A 16,961-nucleotide genomic window follows, 5' to 3' on the forward strand; every position below is an offset into this window, starting at 1 on the left:
TTGCGGTGAAAAGAATCAAAAAACACAGCAACAGAGTATACCGTTCCCCAGCCCGCCGCGCAATCGGCAAAGCGCCAAAAGCGGCCCGTCACCAAGCCCTTGTTTTGTGGGTTTTCCCGCTCAGCCCTTGCGGAAGTTCTCCGCGCACTCCAGATAGCCCCGGGCGGAGCCCCGGTTCCCCTCGATCTCCGCCTCCGTCAGGGGGCGCACCACCTTGGCGGGGCTGCCCAGGATCATGGACCCGTCGGGAGCGTCCATCTTACCGGTGACCAGGGCCCCGGCGCCCACAATGCAGTTGCTGCCCACCCGGGCGCCGTTGAGGATCGTGGCCCCCATACCGATGAGGGTGTTGTCCCCCACGGTACAGCCGTGGACGATGGCGCCGTGACCGATGGTGCAGCCGGCGCCCACATGGGTCTCCTCGTGGAGGATGGCGCCGTCCTGAATGTTGGTGCCCTCTCCCACGGTGATGGCGCCGTCGTCGCCCCGCAGCACAGCGTTGTACCAGACGTTGACGTGCTTGCCCAGCGTCACGTCCCCCACCACCACGGCGCCGGGGGCCACCATGACGGTCTCATCAAAAGTTTTCTGCCGGTAATCCATAATCGGTTCCTCTTTTCTTTCTCTAAAATATCAATACAATTTCAAAGCGTATTAAAACTCCGGTGCGAAGTTGCCGTTGACAAAGACGGGGATCTCACGGCCATCCCGGGTGGTGCCCACGATGGAGAGGTCCGCCGTGCCCACCATGAAGTCCACATGGGTGATGGAGTGGTTGAGGCCGTGGGCGTCCAGCTCCTCCCGGGTCATCTGCTGGCCGCCCTTCAGGCAGGGATAGGCCTCGCCGAAGGCGATGTGGCAAGCGGCGTTCTCGTCGAAGAGGGTGTTGTAGAAGAGGGTCTTCTGGTTGGAGATGGGGCTGTCATAGGGCACCAGGGCGATCTCACCGAAATAGGCGGCGCCCTCGTCCACACTGACGGCGCCCTTGAGGAACTCCTCGCCCTTCCCGGCATGGACTTCGGTGATTTTGCCGTCCCGGAGCACCATGTGGAAATCGTCGATGATGTTGCCGTCGTTCACCAGGGGCATGGAGGAATAGACCACGCCGTTGGCCCCGGTCTTCAACGGAGAGGTAAAGATCTCCTCCGTGGGGATGTTGGCGATATAGGGAAGGCCTCCCAAAGTCACGTCATTGCCGGCCTCCCAGATGTGGCCCTCCGGCAGCTCCACGGTGAGGTCCGTGCCCAGGGCGTTGGTGTAGTGGAGGGACTTGAAATCCAGGGCGTTGAGCTTTTCCACCCGCTTGGCCAGGGTATCAAGGTGAGCCTGCCAGCGCTCCACAGCCTTGCCGTCCCCGCTGATGCGCACACAGCGGAAGATGGCGTCCCAGAGTTTGTCCACAGCCGCCTGGCCGCGGGCCTCCGGGAAGACCCGCTCCGCCCAGCTGGGAATGGGGATGGAGGCGATGCACCAGGGGAAGCCGCTGCACATCTGCAGCCGGTCAAATTCCTTCAGGGCCTTGCCGCTGGCTTGCTGGGAGCGCACCAGGCGGCCGGAGTCCACCCCCTTGAGGTTCTCCGGGTCCGTGGCGGAGATGGCCAGGTACGCCGCCCCTTCCTGGGCGTAGTCATTGAAGAAGTGGCGCCGCCACAAGGGCACCGTGTCGAAGACGTCCTCGGCAGCGTGGAGATACTTCATCCGGACCATGGCGTCGTCGTGCCAATTCATGACCACCTCCCGGCAGCCAATGTCATAGGCCTCCTGAGCGCACATGCGGGCAAAGAAGGCGCACTCTACCGGGCAGGAGATCACCAGGGTCTGGCCCCTTTGTACATTAAGGCCCACCCGCACCAGAAGGCGGGCATATTCGCGCAGTTTTTCTTCCATCAGTCTTGGATGCTTCCTTTCTTTCCAGGGTTTGTATACGGGGAATATTGTAGCGTTTTTTCCGGTTGTTGTAAAGAAACGGCGGTGGGAATTCAAAAACCGTTCACGACTTTTTTGCGTCGTCCCACTGCTCCCGGCGCAGCGACATAATGGTGCCGTTGAGCTCCGCCCCCAGAATCAAAATGGCGGCGCTCATATAGAGCCAGATCAAAAGCACGATCACCGTTCCGATGGATCCGTAGAGTACGGAGTAGTGGGCGAAATTATCCACATACACCGCGTAGAGCCAGGAAAGACACAGCCAGGCGGCCAGGGCCGCCAGGGTCCCGGGCCAGATGTTCCGCCAGGGCTGGCGGCCGTCCTGGGAGAGGGCATAGAGAAAGAACAGAGCAAAGTACCCCGCCACCGCTGCTACGGGAAACCGCAACTGGCCCCAGAGGCGGGCCACAAAGGGCGGCAGCTGGAAATTGGCCACGGCGTAGGCCAGAAGCCGGTCGCTGACGCTCATGAGGGTCAGCGTCACGGCAATGACCAAAATCAGCATCACCGTGTAGAGCAGGGTCTTGAGCACATGGCGCACCGGCCCTCGGGGCGGCCCCAGATGATAGGCGATGCGCACGGAATGCATCAGGGAGTTGGTGGCCCGCATGGGGAAATAGAAAGAGAAGAACAGCCCGAAGAGCAGGATCCGCAGGTTGGAACTCTCTCCCACGTGATTGAGGTACATGGCGATGAGCTCCACCACTTCCCCGGGCAGGATCTCCTCCAGCCCCGCCAGGATGCCCGCCACATCCAGCTGCAGCAAGCCCAGCAGGGCGCTGATGAAAATCAAAAAGGGGAAGATCATAAACAGCAGGTAAAAGGCCAACGCGGCCGCCTGGGAGCCCACATTGTGCCGCAGATACCGCTGGATCATCAGATATGCCCCCCGGATCAGCCGGTTCCTGGGCAGGGACCGCAGATAGATCTCCGGCATACGCCGCCTCCTTTCCTTCCGGATGCCCCATTAGTATATGCGCTTTCGACCTGTTTTCACGCCCAGGTCTGCCAAATCTCCGGGCAGTAGCCCACGGTGGCCTCCTTCCCGTTGCGCACGATGGGGGTACGGAAAAGCTCCGGGTGCTCCAGGAGCTTTTCCTCCCGGGCCTCCGGGGTGATGTAGGGCATGTAGAGGGCCTCATAGGCCCGGCACTTGGTGTCAAGCAAAGCCTCAAAGCCAACTTTCTGCTTGACGGACTGGTACTCCCGGGGGGATAATCCCTTTGAGGGCAGGTCAATGTACTGATACTTGATGCGCCGCTCCTTGAACCAGCGCTCCGCCTTTTTGGAGTCGAAGGACTTGGACGAGCCGAAAATCTGGATGTTCATCAATTTGCTCCTTATCGTTCACTTCTATTTTATCAGATTGCAGGGGAGGGATCCGGTCATATGACGGACCAGGTGAAAAAACTCAAAGAGCTGGTGGAGGGCTCCGACAACATTGTCTTCTTCGGCGGCGCCGGCGTCAGCACGGAGTCCGGCATCCCGGATTTCCGCAGCACCGACGGGCTCTACCACCAGCAGTGGAAGTATCCGCCTGAAGTGATTTTAAGCCATACCTTTTATGAAAGCAACCCCGAAGAGTTTTTCCGGTTCTACCGGGCAAAGCTCCTGGCTCCGGACGCCAAGCCCAACGCCGCCCACTACAAGCTGGCCCAGTGGGAGCGGGAGGGCAAGCTGAAGGCCATCGTCACCCAGAACATCGACGGCCTCCACCAGGCCGCCGGCAGCCGCAACGTGCTGGAGCTCCACGGCAGCGTCCTGCGCAATTACTGTGAGCGCTGCGGGAAGTTCTACAGCATGGACTTCATCCTCCACGCGGAGGGGGTCCCCCGCTGCACCTGCGGGGGCCAGGTGAAGCCCGACGTGGTGCTCTACGAGGAGGGACTGGATCAGAAGACCCTGAACGACGCCCTGCGTGCCATTGCCGAGGCCGATATGCTCATCATCGGCGGCACCTCCCTCAATGTCTACCCCGCCGCCGGCCTTATCAACTACTACCGGGGCCACAAGCTGGTGCTCATCAACAAATCTGCCGTGGCCCGGGACGTCCAGGCAGACCTGGTGATTACGGATCCCATCGGGGAGACCCTCGCCCAGCTCTGACGCTCCGCTCTGTTTGCCTTCTCTCCGGCAGCCGCCTTTCCGGCGGCTGCTTTTTTTGCCGGTATGCAGGTAAAATTGCAATTTAAACTAAATTTTGATGCAAAAAATTCTTTAATTTTTTTATTTTCCTGTTGAAAATGAAAGATCAATATGTTAAAATTGCAAAAAATCTTTTTTGCGGCTCATTTGCCGCCACCCCGGTTCAAACAGAAAGGAGCGCCCCGTCATGATTTGGAAAGAGAACCGCGAGAACACCTACTGCGAGATCACCCCCGCCATCCTGGCTCTGAAGGAACAGTGGGAAAAGAAGAACTACATCGATCCCAAGCTCTACAAGGAGTACAACGTCAAGCGGGGCCTCCGGGACGAGGACGGCCGGGGTGTTTTGACAGGCCTGACCCGGGTAGCGGAGATCCAGTCCTATAACGTCACCCAGGGGGAACACATCATCCCCACCGACGGTGTGCTCTATTACCGGGGCATCGATACCCGGGAACTGGTCACCGGCTCACGGGGCCGGCGCTATGCCTTTGAGGAGGCGGCCTACCTGCTGCTCTTCGGGGAGCTGCCCACCCAGTCCCAGCTGCAGGATTTCTGCGGCCAGCTGGCCTCTTACCGGACGCTGCCCACCAACTTCTTCCGGGACGTCATTTTGAAAGCTCCGCCCCGGGATCTGATGAACACCATGCAGCGGGGCATCCTGACTCTCTTCTGCTATGACGACAAGCCCAACGACATCGGCCTGGAAAACGTGCTGCGCCAGTGCCTGCAGCTGATGGCCAACATGCCGGTGCTGGCCATCTACGCCTATCAGGCCTGGCGTTACAGCCAGGGGGAGAGCCTCTTTATCCACACCCCCAAGCCGGATCTCTCCACCGCGGAGAATTTCCTGCGGATGCTGCGGGAGGATCGCAGCTACACGGAGCTGGAAGCCCGGGTGCTGGACGTGGCCCTGGTGCTCCACGCGGATCACGGCGGCGGCAACAACTCCACTTTCACCAACCATGTGGTGACCTCCTCCGGCACCGACACTTACTCCGCCATCGCGGCAGCCATGTCCTCTTTGAAGGGCCCCCGCCACGGCGGCGCCAACAGCAAGGTCATGGCCATGATGGAGGACATCGAGGCCAACGTCTCCAACTGGAACGACGAGGGCTGTGTGGCGGACTACCTCACCAAGATGCTCAACAAGGAGGCCTTTGACCGCAGCGGCCTCATTTACGGCCTGGGCCACGCGGTGTATACCAAGAGCGACCCCCGCTGCGAGGTCTTCCGGGACTATGTGTACCGCCTGGCGGCGGAAAAGGGCCGGGAGGATGAACTGGCGCTGTACCGCAACGTGGAACGGATCGGCAAGGAGCTGCTGATGGAGCGCCAGCACAAGTCCGTCCTCTCCACCAACATCGACTTTTACAGCGGCTTCGTCTATGAGATGCTGGGATTGCCCATCGAGCTCTACACCCCCCTCTTCGCCGTGGCCCGGATCTCCGGCTGGAGCGCCCACCGGATGGAGGAGCTCTCCTCCGGCGGCAAGCTGATCCGTCCCCGGTACGAGTGTGTGGAGCCCTTCCGCTCCTATACCCCCATGGATCAGCGCTGAGGTTCCTATCTTCCGTCCTCCGCCGGGAGCACTTCCCGGCGGAGGAAATTTTTTCGGGAAAAACAAAAAATTAAGGTTGACATCAGCTGTGGTTCCCGCTATAATAATCAAGCAGTCTTTTCTAGGGAATGTATTTGCGGCTGTGCTGGAACTGGTAGACAGGCCAGCTTGAGGTGCTGGTGTCGAATCGACGTGTGGGTTCAAATCCCGTCAGCCGCACCAGTTCGGTTCCCAAAAAAGACCGTCCGCTGTATGCGCGAGTGGTGGAATTGGCAGACTCGCTAGATTCAGGTTCTAGTGTCCATTACGGACGTGCGGGTTCAAGTCCCGCCTCGCGCACCACATCCCCACCGAAGACGGTGTCTTCGGTGGGACCCTTTTGGGGCGGCGGAAAAAACTGCATACTGTACGCGCGAGTGGTGGAATTGGCAGACTCGCTAGATTCAGGTTCTAGTGTCCATTACGGACGTGCGGGTTCAAGTCCCGCCTCGCGCACCACATCCCCACCGAAGACGGTGTCTTCGGTGGGACCCTTTTGGGGCGGCGGAAAAAACTGCATACTGTACGCGCGAGTGGTGGAATTGGCAGACTCGCTAGATTCAGGTTCTAGTGTCCATTACGGACGTGCGGGTTCAAGTCCCGCCTCGCGCACCATCGTCGGAGCAAAGTTCACTTTGCTCCGATTTTTTTTGAATTTGATACTTGACTTCATCAAGTATAGCCGTTATACTTGACAAAGTCAAGAAAAAGGAGTTGACCGTTCCATGTTCCAGACCCTGGCCTACTACGCCACCGTCTTCCACCGCAGCTTTACCGCCTACACCTCCCGGCATCTCCAGGCCCTGGGGCTGAACTTCGGGTCGCTGTTTCCAGTGATCTACGTGGGCAAGCACCCGGGCTGCACCCAGGCCCAGCTCACCGCGGCCCTGGGGCTGGACTGGGGCTATTCCCAGCGCACCGTCACCCGGCTGGTAGAGGAGGGCTTCCTCACCCGGGAGAAGTCCGGCCGTGCCTACCATCTGGATCTGAGCCCCAAAGGGCAGCAGGCCTTTCAGGTGAGCCACCAGGTGTTCTTCGACTGGGATGAAGCCGCCCTGACCCCTCTGGATCAGAAGGAGCGGGAACAGCTCTTTGCCCTCTTGGCAAAAGTCTCTGGGAAAGAAGCGGATTCCACATGTACGAAACCATTTGCAGCCCCCTGAACTACGGCGGGCTGACCCTAAAGAACCGGATCGTCTTTGCCCCCACCTCCCTGGGCCTTCCCCAGGAGGAGCTGGTGGAGCGGATGAAGAAGATCGCCGCCGGAGGCTGCGCCATGATCATCATCGGCGACGTACCGGTGCTGCCCCATGGCTTCGGCCCCTCCCTGTACACCAAGAAGGGCTTTGCCTTCTACAAATCTCTGTCGGACGCCGTCCATCCCTACGGGTGCAAATTGTGCGCCCAGCTCCACCAGTCCGACTCCAACCTCAAGGGAATGATCCGGTACATCCCCGGCGTGCTCACCAAGCGTATCTCCATGGAGGAACTGCGGCCCCTCTTGAACCAGCAGGTGGGGCCCTATATCACCGGCCTGCCGGAGAAAAAGGTGGCGGAGATCACCGACGCCTTCGGCAAGGCAGCAGAGTTGGCCATGCAGGCGGGCTTTGACATGGTGCAGGTCCACGGGGACCGGATGTGCGGCAGCTTCAGCTCCGCCCTCTTCAACCACCGCACCGACCGCTACGGCGGCAGTCCGGAAAACCGGGCCCGCTTCGCCGTGGAGGCAGTGTCCGCCATCCGCCGCCGCCTGCCCCACGTGCCCATCGACTACAAGCTGGCAGTGCGCCAGGAGGATCCCCACTACGGCAACGCCGGTGTGCTGGAGGATGAGCTGCCCATCTTTGTCCCCTTGCTGGAGCAGGCGGGAGTCACCAGCTTCCACGTAACCCTGGCCAACCACGGGGAGCTCACCGACACCATCCCCCCCAAAAGCCATCCGGAGTTCGGGGCGGAGGGCTGCTTTTTGAAATTCTGCGATCAGGTGCGCCGGCTCACCCGGCTGCCCATCTGCGGTGTGGGCGGGCTCACCGACCCCGATTTTGTGGAGGCACAGCTGGAAAGCGGACGGATCGACTGTGCCGCCATGAGCCGCCAGCTCACCGCCGACCCGGAGTGGCCCAACAAGGTCTGCTCCGGCCATCCGGAAACCATCCACCGCTGTGTCCGCTGCAACAAGGAGTGCCTGGGAGGCATGATGGCCCACCGGGGCGTCCACTGTATCTATGAAAGGAAGGAAACCAAATGAGCTACGCCATCGTTTACAGCAGCCGCACCGGCAACACCGCCATGCTGGCCCGGGCCGTCCGGGAGGCCCTGCCTCAGGAGGATTGCCGCTACTTCGGCGCCCCGGCTCCCCAGGCTCTGGCCGCCGACACGGTCTATGTGGGATTCTGGACGGACAAGGGCACCTGCGACGAGCCCACCGCCCGCTTTCTGCAGAGCCTGACGGATCAGAAGGTGTTCCTCTTCGGCACCGCCGGGTTTGGAGGCGCCCCCGCCTACTTCCAGCAGATCCTGGACCGGGTGAAGGCCAATCTGGCCCCCGGAGTCCAGGTGACCGGCACCTACATGTGCCAGGGCAAGATGCCCCAGGCGGTGCGGGACCGCTATGCGGCCATGGAGGAGAGCCCCCGGCGCACCGCCATGCTGGAAAATTTTGACCAGGCCCTCAGCCACCCGGACCAGGAGGATCTTGCCCGTCTCCAGGCGGCTGTGGGGGAATAACGGTTCCCCTGGCGACACCGCAAAGCCCGGCGAAGCGCACAAGGCGCTCCGCCGGGCTTTTTTCACGGGTGATGGTTTCAGTTTTCTTCCCGGTTCAGGATCTCCATGAACTCGCTGCCGGTAATGGTCTCCTTTTCATAGAGGTAGCGGGAGATCTCGTCCAGCTTTTTCCGGTCGTCGGCCAGGATCTTGGCGGCCTTTTCATGCTGCTTGCGGACGATCTCCACCACCTGGCGGTCGATCTCCGCCTGGGTCTGGGCGGAGCAGGACAGGGAGCTGTCCCCGCCCAGGTACTGGTTGGTGGTGGTCTCCATAGCCACCATGTCGAAGTCGGGGCTCATGCCGTAGCGGGTGACCATGGCCCGGGCCAGCTTGGTGGCCTGCTCGATGTCGTTGGAGGCGCCGGTGGAGGCGGTGCCGAACACCAGTTCCTCTGCCGCCCGGCCGCCAGTGTAGGTGGCGATCTTGTTGAGGAGCTCCTCCTTGGTCATCAGGTAGTGGTTCCCCTCCTCCACCTGCATGGTGTAGCCCAGGGCGCCGGAGGTGCGGGGGATGATGGTGATCTTCTGCACCGGGGCGGAGTGGTTCTGCCGGGCCGCCACCAGGGCGTGGCCCACCTCGTGATAGGCCACCGTCCACTTCTCCTGATCCGTGAGGATGGCATTCTTCTTCTGATAGCCGGCGATGACCACCTCGATGCTCTCCTCCAGATCCGCCTGGGTAGCGTACCTGCGGCCGTCCCGCACGGCCCGTAGGGCCGCCTCGTTGACGATGTTGGCAAGCTCCGCGCCGGAGGCGCCGGAGGCCATCCGGGCAATCTGCTGGAAGTCCACATCCTCCGCCACCTTGATCTTTTTGGCATGGACCTTCAAAATCTCCTCCCGGCCCTGGAGGTCCGGCAGCTCCACGGGGACCCGGCGGTCAAACCGGCCGGGACGGGTCAGGGCCGGGTCCAGGGACTCCGGGCGGTTGGTGGCCGCCAGAATGATGACGCCGGTGTTGCCCTCGAAGCCGTCCATCTCCGTGAGCAGCTGGTTGAGGGTCTGCTCCCGTTCGTCGTTGCCGCCCATCTGACCGTCCCGCTTTTTGCCGATGGCGTCGATCTCATCGATGAACACGATACAAGGGGCCTTCTCCTTGGCCTGGCGGAACAGGTCCCGCACCTTGGAGGCGCCCATGCCCACGAACATCTCCACAAATTCCGAGCCGGACATGGAGAAGAAGGGGACGTTGGCCTCGCCGGCCACGGCCTTGGCCAGCATGGTCTTGCCGGTGCCCGGAGGGCCCACCAGCAGCACGCCCTTGGGCATGGAGGCGCCGATCTCCTGGTACTTGGCGGGGTTGTGGAGGTAGTCCACAATTTCTGCCAGGTTCTCCTTGGCCTCGTCCTCACCGGCCACGTCGGAGAACTTGATGCCCTCGGAGGACTTCACGTAGATCTTGGCGTTGGACTTGCCGAAGGACAGTGCGTTGGGCCCGCCCATCCGGTCCATCATCTTCCGGGACATGAACTGGCCCAGGGCGATGAAGATCACAATGGGGATCACCCAGCTGAGGATGTCTCCCAGCAGGGGCGTCTGCTCCACCTCCACGCCGTTGGTGGAGACACCGGCATCCAGCAGCCGCTGAGTGAGGTCGTCGTCGGGGACCATGGCGGTCTTATAGACTTTTTGGTCCTGGTCGGAGAAGAGGATGCGGTTCTCCTGCTGCTGGATCTCCGCCGCATCTACCTTTCCATCCTCCACCATGGAGATAAAGGTATTGTAGTCCACCGTCTGGATCCGGGCCTGACCCAGCAAGGGCATGGCCAGGAACTGAAAGAGCAGCAGACAGATCATGGCAATGAAATAGTAGTATAATAGGGGTTTTTTCGGTGTTTTGACCTCTTTCATTGGGGTTGTTCCTCCTTGTGTGTTTCCCGGTCTTGTTCCTGCTGCCGGGCCTCCCCGGCTGCCGACAGCACCGCCAGCATGGCCCGGCGCACCGCCTGCCGGGCGAAATCCACGGCGTACTCCGCGCAGAGCATCCGGGCCTCCGTGCGGTCCTCTCCCGGCGTGGTGCCCTCGCTGTGCAGATCCGCCGGCAAGGTTTCCTCCAGCAGGGCCTGCACTGTGCGGTCATAGGTGTGCTGAGCCTGGGCCAGACGGCGCATGGCCGGAGAGCGGCTGGACCGGATGGCCTCCTCCAGTCCGCAACTCGCCTCACGGTAGGCCCGCCAGACCCGGCGCAGCTGGAGGTCGATATCCGCCTTCTCCAGATCCCGGCACGCCCGCAGGCAGTCCTCCAGGGTCTGATAGTCCTGCTCCAGCTGGCAGATCTTCACCAAAAACGGACTTTGCTCCATCGTTGCTTCCTCCACAAAGCCTTTTTGAGATGCTTTGATGATAGCGTTTTTTTCTCAAAAGCGCCATTTGCACTTTGGCCCATGTGTATAGACAGATCCCCCCGGATGTCAAGAATTTTGACACCCGGGGGGATCTGTCCAAAGCGTTCAAATGAGATTTCCGGAGAGCAGCTGGGATAGCTGCCGGGAGAGCTGCTCCACATTCAAGTCCCGGTTTTTGCAGTTTTCAAACAGCACCCCGGCGATGCCGTAGGCGCAGAAATTCAGCGCCACCTCCAGATCCTGATGGTTGACGGCCAGATCCGGCCGCTTGGCGCTCAGCAGCCGGCGCATATTGGAGCGCAGAGCCTCCACGAAGACGCGCTCGATCTGGGCCCGGCGCTGGGAGTCCAGCAGCCGCAGCAGCAGCTCCCCGTGCTCCGCCGCCACGCTGACAAAGGCCTCGATGGCCTTCTCCGGTGTCTCGGCCCGGAGACTGGTCTGGAGGGTGCTCTCCACCATCTGGCGGATGCTCCACTCCATCACCTCCAGAATGTCCTGAAAATGATAGTAAAAAGCCTGCCGGGAGATGCCGCACTGCTCCACCAGATCCTTGACGGTGATCTTGTCGATGGGTTTTTTCCGGGCCATCTGCCCAAAGGCAGTGGCGATCACAACTTTCATATCAACGGGCATCCCATTCCTCCATCCTGCAGCCGCCTGGTTTTGGTTCATTGTACCACGTCTCAAGCCGCCTGTCCACGGGGATGCAGACCCATCCAAAAGCCCTTCATTTTTTGCCGGGGCTTTCAGCATCATTTCAGACTGCACTGTTACAATCCTTTCCAAATGAGTGCTGACACGCACAGCAGCGAGGAGGTCAACCATGATAACGGTGCAACACTTAACCAAGCGTTATGGTGATTTCACAGCCGTCCGCGATCTCTCCTTTGAGATTGGGGAAGGCCATGTGTACGGGTTCCTGGGCCCCAACGGCGCGGGAAAATCCACCACCATGAACATCATGACCGGCTGTCTTTCCGCCACCGAGGGCCACGTGCGGATCGACGGCCACGATATTTTCGAAGAGCCGGAAAAGGCCAAAAAGCTCATGGGCTACCTGCCCGAGCAGCCGCCCCTCTACATGAACGAGACGCCCGCCGAGTACCTGCGCTTCGTGGGAGAGGCCAAGGGCCTGCGGGGCACGGAGCTCACCGGCCAGATCGCCCAGGTGATCCGCCAGACCAAGCTGGAGGACGTACAAAACCGCAGCATCTCCGCCCTGTCCAAGGGCTATAAGCAGCGGGTAGGCATTGCCCAGGCCCTGCTGGGAAATCCCAGGGTCATCATTCTCGATGAGCCCACCGTAGGCCTGGATCCCATCCAGATCATCGAGATCCGGGACCTGATCCGGGAACTGGGAAAGACCCACACGGTGATCTTCAGCTCCCACATTCTCTCGGAGGTGCAGACCATCTGTGAGAAGATCCTCATCATCTCCAAGGGACAGCTGGTAGCCTTCGACACCCCGGAGAACCTGGAACACCAGCTCCTCTCCCCCAATGAGATCACCCTCACCACCGATGCCACGGTGGAGGAGACCAAGGAGATCCTCTCCCGGATCGCCCATCTCACCGAGATCCAGGTGACGGCGGAGGAATCCCGTCTTGTGACGGCCCACATCAAAACGGATCTGGAGGACATCTACGCCGTGTCCCGGACGCTGTTCTTCGCCTTTGCGGAGAAGCACAAACCCCTTTTGGAGATGTCGCTGAAGAAAGCCAATCTGGAGGACATCTTCCTGGAGCTGACGGAAAAGAACGAGGAAGCCCCCGCCGCCCCGGAAGGCGCGGCAGCAGCGGAGGCTCCGGAAAGTGAGGAGAGGGCGCAATGACTGCGGTTTTGAAACATGAACTGAGAAATTACTTCCACTCCCTGACGGCGTATGTCTTCGGGGCGTTTTTGCTGGCCTTTGTGGGCATCGGCGCGGTACTCTACAACATTCAGGCAGCGGTCAGCAGCTTTGAGCTGGTGCTGAACTTCAGCAGTCTGATCTTCGTGGTGATCGTGCCCATTTTGACCATGCGGGTCATCGCCGAGGAGCGCAGGCAGAAAACCGACCAGCTGCTCTACTCCCTGCCCATCACCACCACCCAGGTGATTCTGGGCAAGTACCTGGCGCTGCTGGTGCTCTATCTCATTCCCCTGGCCATCATTTCCCTTTATCCCCTGGTCTTCGCCCAGTTCGGAGACGTGTACCTGCTGACCTCCTACGGCTCCATCCTGGCCTTCTTCATCATGGGCGCCGCCCTCATCGCCCTGGGGACCTTCATCTCCTCCCTGACGGACAACCAGGGCTTGGCGGCAGGCATCGGCATCGCCGTGATTTTGCTGAACTATTACAGCGTCAGCCTCTCCGAGTACGTCTCCTCCACCGCCATGGGCTCCGCGGTGGCCCTCATCGTGCTGATCCTGGCCCTGGGCCTGGTGATCCGCTATGTGACGGGCAACGGAAACCTTGCCTATTGGGTCAGCTTCGTGCTGGTCTTTGCCATCGTGGCAGTCTACCTGCTGGACAACACGGTGCTGGAGGGACTGCTGCCCCAGATCATGAAGACCCTGTCTCTTTTTGAGCGGTTTACGGGATTCGTCAACGGCGTGTTCGACATGACCGCCATCGTGTACTACGGTTCCGTGATCGTCTTCTTCCTGTTTCTATCGGTGCAGTCCCTGGAGAAGAGGAGGTATAACTGATGAAAGACCTGAAACTCCCCCGCCGCTCCGGTGGGGTCAAGCAAAACCGCATCGCCTTCCAGGGCGGTTCTTACTCCCTGATGATGACGGCGGTGGTTCTGGCTCTTTTGGTGGTGGTGAACATTCTGGTCTCGGCGCTGCCCACCAACCTCACCAAGTACGACATCAGCGCCTCCAAGCTCTACTCCATCACCAGCAACACCAAGGTGGTGGTCAACGCCCTGCAGGACGACGTCACCATCTACTGGATCGTCCAGTCCGGCGAGGAGGACGACGTCATCGAAAACCTGCTGAGCAAGTACGAGAGCCTCTCCGACCATATTACGGTGGAGAAAAAGAACCCTGACATCTACCCCACCTTTGCCCAGCAGTACACCGACGAAACGGTGGCAAACAACAGCCTGGTGGTGGAGTGCGGCGACCGCTACCGCTACATTGCCTATGATGACATCTACCTCTCCCAGGCAGACCTTACCACCTACTCCTACAACACCTCCTTCGACGGCGAGGGCGCCATCACCTCCGCCATCGACTACGTGGTCAACGCAGACCAGCCCCAGGTCTACGTGCTGGAGGGCCACGGCGAGGCGGATCTGCCCTCCACCTTCTCCGACCAGGTGGAAAAGGAGAACATGGAGCTTCAGACCTTCTCCCTGCTGACGGTGGACGCCGTCCCGGAGGACGCCGACTGCGTGGTGATCTACGCCCCACCAGCGACATCTCCACGGAGGAGAAGGATATGCTCTCGGACTACGTCTCCGGCGGCGGCAAGCTGCTGGTGATGGCGGGCCCCGTGGAGGAGGGCAGCCTGGAAAACCTCTACAGCCTCCTTGCCGACTACGGCGTCACCGCCAATGAAGGCATTGTGGTGGAGGGCGACCGGGAACACTACGCCTTCCAGGCTCCCTTTGCTCTGATGCCGGACATGAACAGCAGTGACATTACGGACTCGCTGATGGAGGAACACTACTTCCCCATCATGCCCCTCTCCCTGGGCCTGACGGTGGGCGAGGCGCCCTCCGGCGCCACGGTGACGAGCCTGCTCACCACTTCCGACACCGCTTTCAGCAAGGTGGCGGGATATGAGATGTCCACCTACGAAAAGGAGGACGGGGATATCGACGGTCCCTTCTCCCTGGCGGTCTCCGTGGATGTTTCCGACAGCGGCGGCCGGATGGTGTGGTTCGCCTCCTCCAGCTTTCTGGACGACACCTACAACGCCTATTCCTCCGGCGCCAACGTGAATTTGGGCATGAACGCCCTGTCCTCCCTGATCGGCGAGAGTGAGGCCATGGCCATCCGCAGCAAGTCCCTCAACTACAATTACCTGACCATCAGCGACTCCACCTCCTCTCTTCTGAAGGTGATGATGATCGGCGTGTTCCCGCTGGTGTATCTTGGCATCGGCATCGGCGTGGTAATCAGAAGAAGGAGGCTTCAGAATGAACCGGTATAAAAAGCTCTATATCCTGGCGGGCATACTGGTGGTGGCGTGTCTTGTGACTTTCGGCGTCACCCGGTACGAAGCCCGCAAGGAGAACATCCAAAACAGCGGCGAGGTGGTTCTGGAGCTCCCCACGGACTCCGTCACCGACCTCTCCTGGGAGTATGACGGCCAGTCCCTGGCCTTCCGCAAGGAGGACGGCACCTGGACCTATGACGGCGACGACGCCTTCCCGGTGGATCAGGACAAGATTGCCGAATTGCTGGATCCCTTTGCCTCCTTCGGCGCCGCCTTTATCATCCAGGACGCGGAGGATCTGGGCCAGTACGGGCTGAGCGATCCCACCTGCACCATCCACATCTCCACAGAGGATACGGACTACACCATCCTCCTGGGGGATTACAGCACCATGGACTCCCAGCGCTATGTCTCCATCGGGGATGGCAACGTGTACCTGGTAGCAGACGACCCCCTGGACCTCTTTGACGCCCAGCTCAGCGAGCTGATCCAAAATGACGAGATCCCCGATCTGGATACCATCACCCAGCTGAGCGTCTCCGGCCCCGACGACTATACCGCCGTCTATGAGGAGGGCAACACCACCGACACCTATCGGAGCGATGATGTCTACTTCACCCAGCGGAGTGGAGACAAGGTCCCCCTGGACACCGACCGGGTGGAGGACTATCTGTACACCATGTCGTCCCTGGACCTGACCAACTATGTCACCTACAACGCAACGGAGGAGGAGATCCAAAACTGCGGCCTGGATGACCCCGAGGCCACCGTCCAGGTGGACTACACCACGGAGGATGACGACGGCAACGACGTGTCGGGCTCCGTGACACTGTATGTCAGCCGGGATCCCGATGAACGTGCCGCCGCCCAGACGGAGACAGACAGCCAGAGCACCGATGACTCCGATGCGGAGGACGAAGAGGAAGAGGAGATCACCGCCTATGTGCGGGTAGGCAGCTCCCAGATCCTCTATCAGATCACCGGGGAGGAGTACGAGTCCCTCATGGCCTGCGGCTATGACGACCTGCGCCATCCGGAGGTGCTTCCGGCGGACTTCGCCGATATCAGCCAGATGGACATCTCCCTGGAGGGCAAGGACTACACCATTACCTCCGCGGGAGATTCCGACGAGCGCACCTACTCTTATCAGGAGGAAGAGCTGGACATCGCCGACCTGCAGACAGCACTGGAGGCCCTGACGGCGGACAGCTTCACCAGTGAGACTCCCTCCCAGAAGGAGGAGATCAGCCTGACGGTCCACCTGGACCTGGAGGGCGCCCCCACCGTTACCATCGACCTCTACCGCTACGACGGCACCAACTGCCTGGCAGTGGTGGATGGAGAGCCCGTCTGCCTGGTCTCCCGCAGCGCTGTGGTGGACCTGGTGGAAGCCGTCAACGCCATCGTGCTGAACTGACGGTTTCCACAAACGCCCGGCAAACATAGAAAACGCCCCCGGAACCAACATGGTTCCGGGGGCGTTGCTGTTTAATTAATCCGCGCCGCTTTCCGGCTCCGCCAGGCGCTCCAGGTCCTCTCCCGTGAGGCGGTACACCGTCCACTCGTCCATGGGCTGGGCGCTCAGGGAGCGGTAAAAGGCGATGCTGGGGGCATTCCAGTCCAGGCACCACCACTCCATGCGGCCGCAGCCCCGCTGCCGGGCGATAGAGGCCAGACGGCGGAAGATAGCCTTTCCGTACCCCTTGCCCCGGTGCTCCGGCAGGACGTACAAATCCTCCAGATACAGCCCCGCCCGACCCAGGAACGTGGAGAAATTGTGGAAAAACAGGGCAAAGCCCACCTCTTTCCCATTCTCCAGGGCAAAGAGCACCTCCGCCCCCCGGCGGTCAAAGAGCTGCTCTTTCAACGTGGCCTCATCCGCCACCACCTGGTCTGCCATGTGTTCATACTCCGCCAGATCCCGGATAAAGCGCAGGATCAGGGGCGTGTCCGCCTCCTGGGCAAAGCGAAAGGTCAATTCCATAGGATTCTCCCCTCTCAAAGGCGCCCCGCCCGCCCATCAG

At 60.7% G+C, this 16,961-nt stretch carries 18 protein-coding genes and 4 tRNA genes; 14 read left to right on the forward strand and 8 right to left on the reverse strand.

The features are described from left to right. Nucleotides 1-120: 120 nt before the first annotated feature. From ACT67G_RS06125 to ACT67G_RS06140, 4 genes are all read right to left on the reverse strand, one after another. Nucleotides 121-603, reverse strand: a complete 483-nt coding sequence (locus tag ACT67G_RS06125) for a gamma carbonic anhydrase family protein (protein WP_325246099.1) — start codon at nucleotides 601-603, stop codon at nucleotides 121-123. Nucleotides 604-654: 51 nt separating this feature from the next. Beyond that, nucleotides 655-1,887: an aminopeptidase gene (locus ACT67G_RS06130; RefSeq protein ID WP_443663504.1), complete on the reverse strand. Its 1,233-nt coding sequence runs from the start codon at nucleotides 1,885-1,887 to the stop codon at nucleotides 655-657. Nucleotides 1,888-1,990: 103 nt separating this feature from the next. After that, nucleotides 1,991-2,863 (reverse strand): YihY/virulence factor BrkB family protein, encoded by an 873-nt coding sequence (locus ACT67G_RS06135; RefSeq protein ID WP_443663506.1) that lies wholly within the window; start codon nucleotides 2,861-2,863, stop codon nucleotides 1,991-1,993. Nucleotides 2,864-2,919: 56 nt separating this feature from the next. Next, on the reverse strand, nucleotides 2,920-3,255 hold the full coding sequence (locus ACT67G_RS06140) for an arsenate reductase family protein (RefSeq protein ID WP_325244503.1): 336 nt from the start codon (nucleotides 3,253-3,255) through the stop codon (nucleotides 2,920-2,922). A gap of 60 nt (nucleotides 3,256-3,315) precedes the next feature. Here ACT67G_RS06140 and ACT67G_RS06145 point away from each other — a divergent pair, with 60 nt between their 5' ends. The 9 genes from ACT67G_RS06145 to bilS all read left to right on the forward strand — a co-directional run bounded on the left by ACT67G_RS06145 (nucleotide 3,316) and on the right by bilS (nucleotide 8,398). Further along, nucleotides 3,316-4,032: an NAD-dependent protein deacylase gene (locus ACT67G_RS06145; protein WP_443663508.1), complete on the forward strand. Its 717-nt coding sequence runs from the start codon at nucleotides 3,316-3,318 to the stop codon at nucleotides 4,030-4,032. 226 nt (nucleotides 4,033-4,258) lie between these two features. After that, on the forward strand, nucleotides 4,259-5,632 hold the full coding sequence (locus tag ACT67G_RS06150) for a citrate/2-methylcitrate synthase (RefSeq protein WP_326214959.1): 1,374 nt from the start codon (nucleotides 4,259-4,261) through the stop codon (nucleotides 5,630-5,632). A gap of 136 nt (nucleotides 5,633-5,768) precedes the next feature. Next, a tRNA-Leu gene (locus ACT67G_RS06155) sits at nucleotides 5,769-5,854 on the forward strand. 32 nt (nucleotides 5,855-5,886) lie between these two features. Next, a tRNA-Leu gene (locus ACT67G_RS06160) sits at nucleotides 5,887-5,974 on the forward strand. Between the two features lie 68 nt (nucleotides 5,975-6,042). Then, a tRNA-Leu gene (locus ACT67G_RS06165) sits at nucleotides 6,043-6,130 on the forward strand. A 68-nt stretch (nucleotides 6,131-6,198) separates the two neighbouring features. Then, nucleotides 6,199-6,286: transfer RNA gene (locus ACT67G_RS06170), tRNA-Leu, on the forward strand. Nucleotides 6,287-6,396: 110 nt separating this feature from the next. Further along, complete coding sequence (gene bilQ / locus ACT67G_RS06175) at nucleotides 6,397-6,834, forward strand: bilirubin utilization transcriptional regulator BilQ (RefSeq protein WP_443663510.1); 438 nt, start codon at nucleotides 6,397-6,399, stop codon at nucleotides 6,832-6,834. Then, nucleotides 6,807-7,919, forward strand: coding sequence for a bilirubin reductase (bilR, locus tag ACT67G_RS06180; protein WP_443663512.1), 1,113 nt, complete (start codon nucleotides 6,807-6,809; stop codon nucleotides 7,917-7,919). Before bilQ ends, bilR begins: the two co-directional genes overlap by 28 nt. Next, entirely contained in the window at nucleotides 7,916-8,398 is a 483-nt protein-coding gene (gene bilS, locus ACT67G_RS06185) for a flavodoxin family protein BilS (protein WP_443663514.1), read from the forward strand. The genes bilR and bilS overlap by 4 nt, the downstream gene beginning before the upstream one ends. Before the next feature lie 77 nt (nucleotides 8,399-8,475). On the opposite strand, the gene ftsH is transcribed toward bilS, so the two are convergent. The 3 genes from ftsH to ACT67G_RS06200 form a co-directional block, all read right to left on the reverse strand. After that, the gene (gene ftsH, locus ACT67G_RS06190; RefSeq protein WP_443663515.1) at nucleotides 8,476-10,290 is read right to left on the reverse strand and encodes an ATP-dependent zinc metalloprotease FtsH; all 1,815 of its coding nucleotides are present in this window, start codon (nucleotides 10,288-10,290) and stop codon (nucleotides 8,476-8,478) included. Next, nucleotides 10,287-10,742, reverse strand: coding sequence for a hypothetical protein (locus tag ACT67G_RS06195; RefSeq protein WP_443663516.1), 456 nt, complete (start codon nucleotides 10,740-10,742; stop codon nucleotides 10,287-10,289). Before ACT67G_RS06195 ends, ftsH begins: the two co-directional genes overlap by 4 nt. A 147-nt stretch (nucleotides 10,743-10,889) precedes the next feature. Further along, a complete protein-coding gene (locus ACT67G_RS06200) occupies nucleotides 10,890-11,405 on the reverse strand; it encodes a TetR/AcrR family transcriptional regulator C-terminal domain-containing protein (RefSeq protein WP_326214953.1) in 516 nt (171 codons plus the stop codon). 202 nt (nucleotides 11,406-11,607) lie between these two features. Here ACT67G_RS06200 and ACT67G_RS06205 point away from each other — a divergent pair, with 202 nt between their 5' ends. From ACT67G_RS06205 to ACT67G_RS06225, 5 genes are read left to right on the forward strand one after another with little or no spacing between them, the layout of a single operon-like run. Continuing rightward, nucleotides 11,608-12,615: an ABC transporter ATP-binding protein gene (locus ACT67G_RS06205; protein ID WP_443663518.1), complete on the forward strand. Its 1,008-nt coding sequence runs from the start codon at nucleotides 11,608-11,610 to the stop codon at nucleotides 12,613-12,615. Beyond that, nucleotides 12,612-13,475, forward strand: a complete 864-nt coding sequence (locus ACT67G_RS06210) for an ABC transporter permease (protein WP_325246968.1) — start codon at nucleotides 12,612-12,614, stop codon at nucleotides 13,473-13,475. The genes ACT67G_RS06205 and ACT67G_RS06210 overlap by 4 nt, the downstream gene beginning before the upstream one ends. Beyond that, nucleotides 13,475-14,257 carry a DUF7088 domain-containing protein gene (locus ACT67G_RS06215; protein ID WP_443663520.1) on the forward strand — a complete coding sequence of 261 codons (783 nt, stop codon included), beginning with the start codon at nucleotides 13,475-13,477 and terminating at the stop codon, nucleotides 14,255-14,257. Before ACT67G_RS06210 ends, ACT67G_RS06215 begins: the two co-directional genes overlap by 1 nt. Then, nucleotides 14,215-14,931, forward strand: a complete 717-nt coding sequence (locus ACT67G_RS06220; RefSeq protein WP_443663522.1) for a hypothetical protein — start codon at nucleotides 14,215-14,217, stop codon at nucleotides 14,929-14,931. Before ACT67G_RS06215 ends, ACT67G_RS06220 begins: the two co-directional genes overlap by 43 nt. Beyond that, complete coding sequence (locus ACT67G_RS06225; protein WP_443663524.1) at nucleotides 14,918-16,354, forward strand: DUF4340 domain-containing protein; 1,437 nt, start codon at nucleotides 14,918-14,920, stop codon at nucleotides 16,352-16,354. The genes ACT67G_RS06220 and ACT67G_RS06225 overlap by 14 nt, the downstream gene beginning before the upstream one ends. 75 nt (nucleotides 16,355-16,429) lie before the next feature. Here ACT67G_RS06225 and ACT67G_RS06230 read toward each other — a convergent pair whose 3' ends face one another. After that, entirely contained in the window at nucleotides 16,430-16,921 is a 492-nt protein-coding gene (locus ACT67G_RS06230; protein WP_443663526.1) for a GNAT family N-acetyltransferase, read from the reverse strand. Nucleotides 16,922-16,961: the final 40 nt, after the last annotated feature.

The organism is Dysosmobacter sp., assembly GCF_052306735.1.
Lineage (GTDB): Bacteria > Bacillota > Clostridia > Oscillospirales > Oscillospiraceae > Oscillibacter.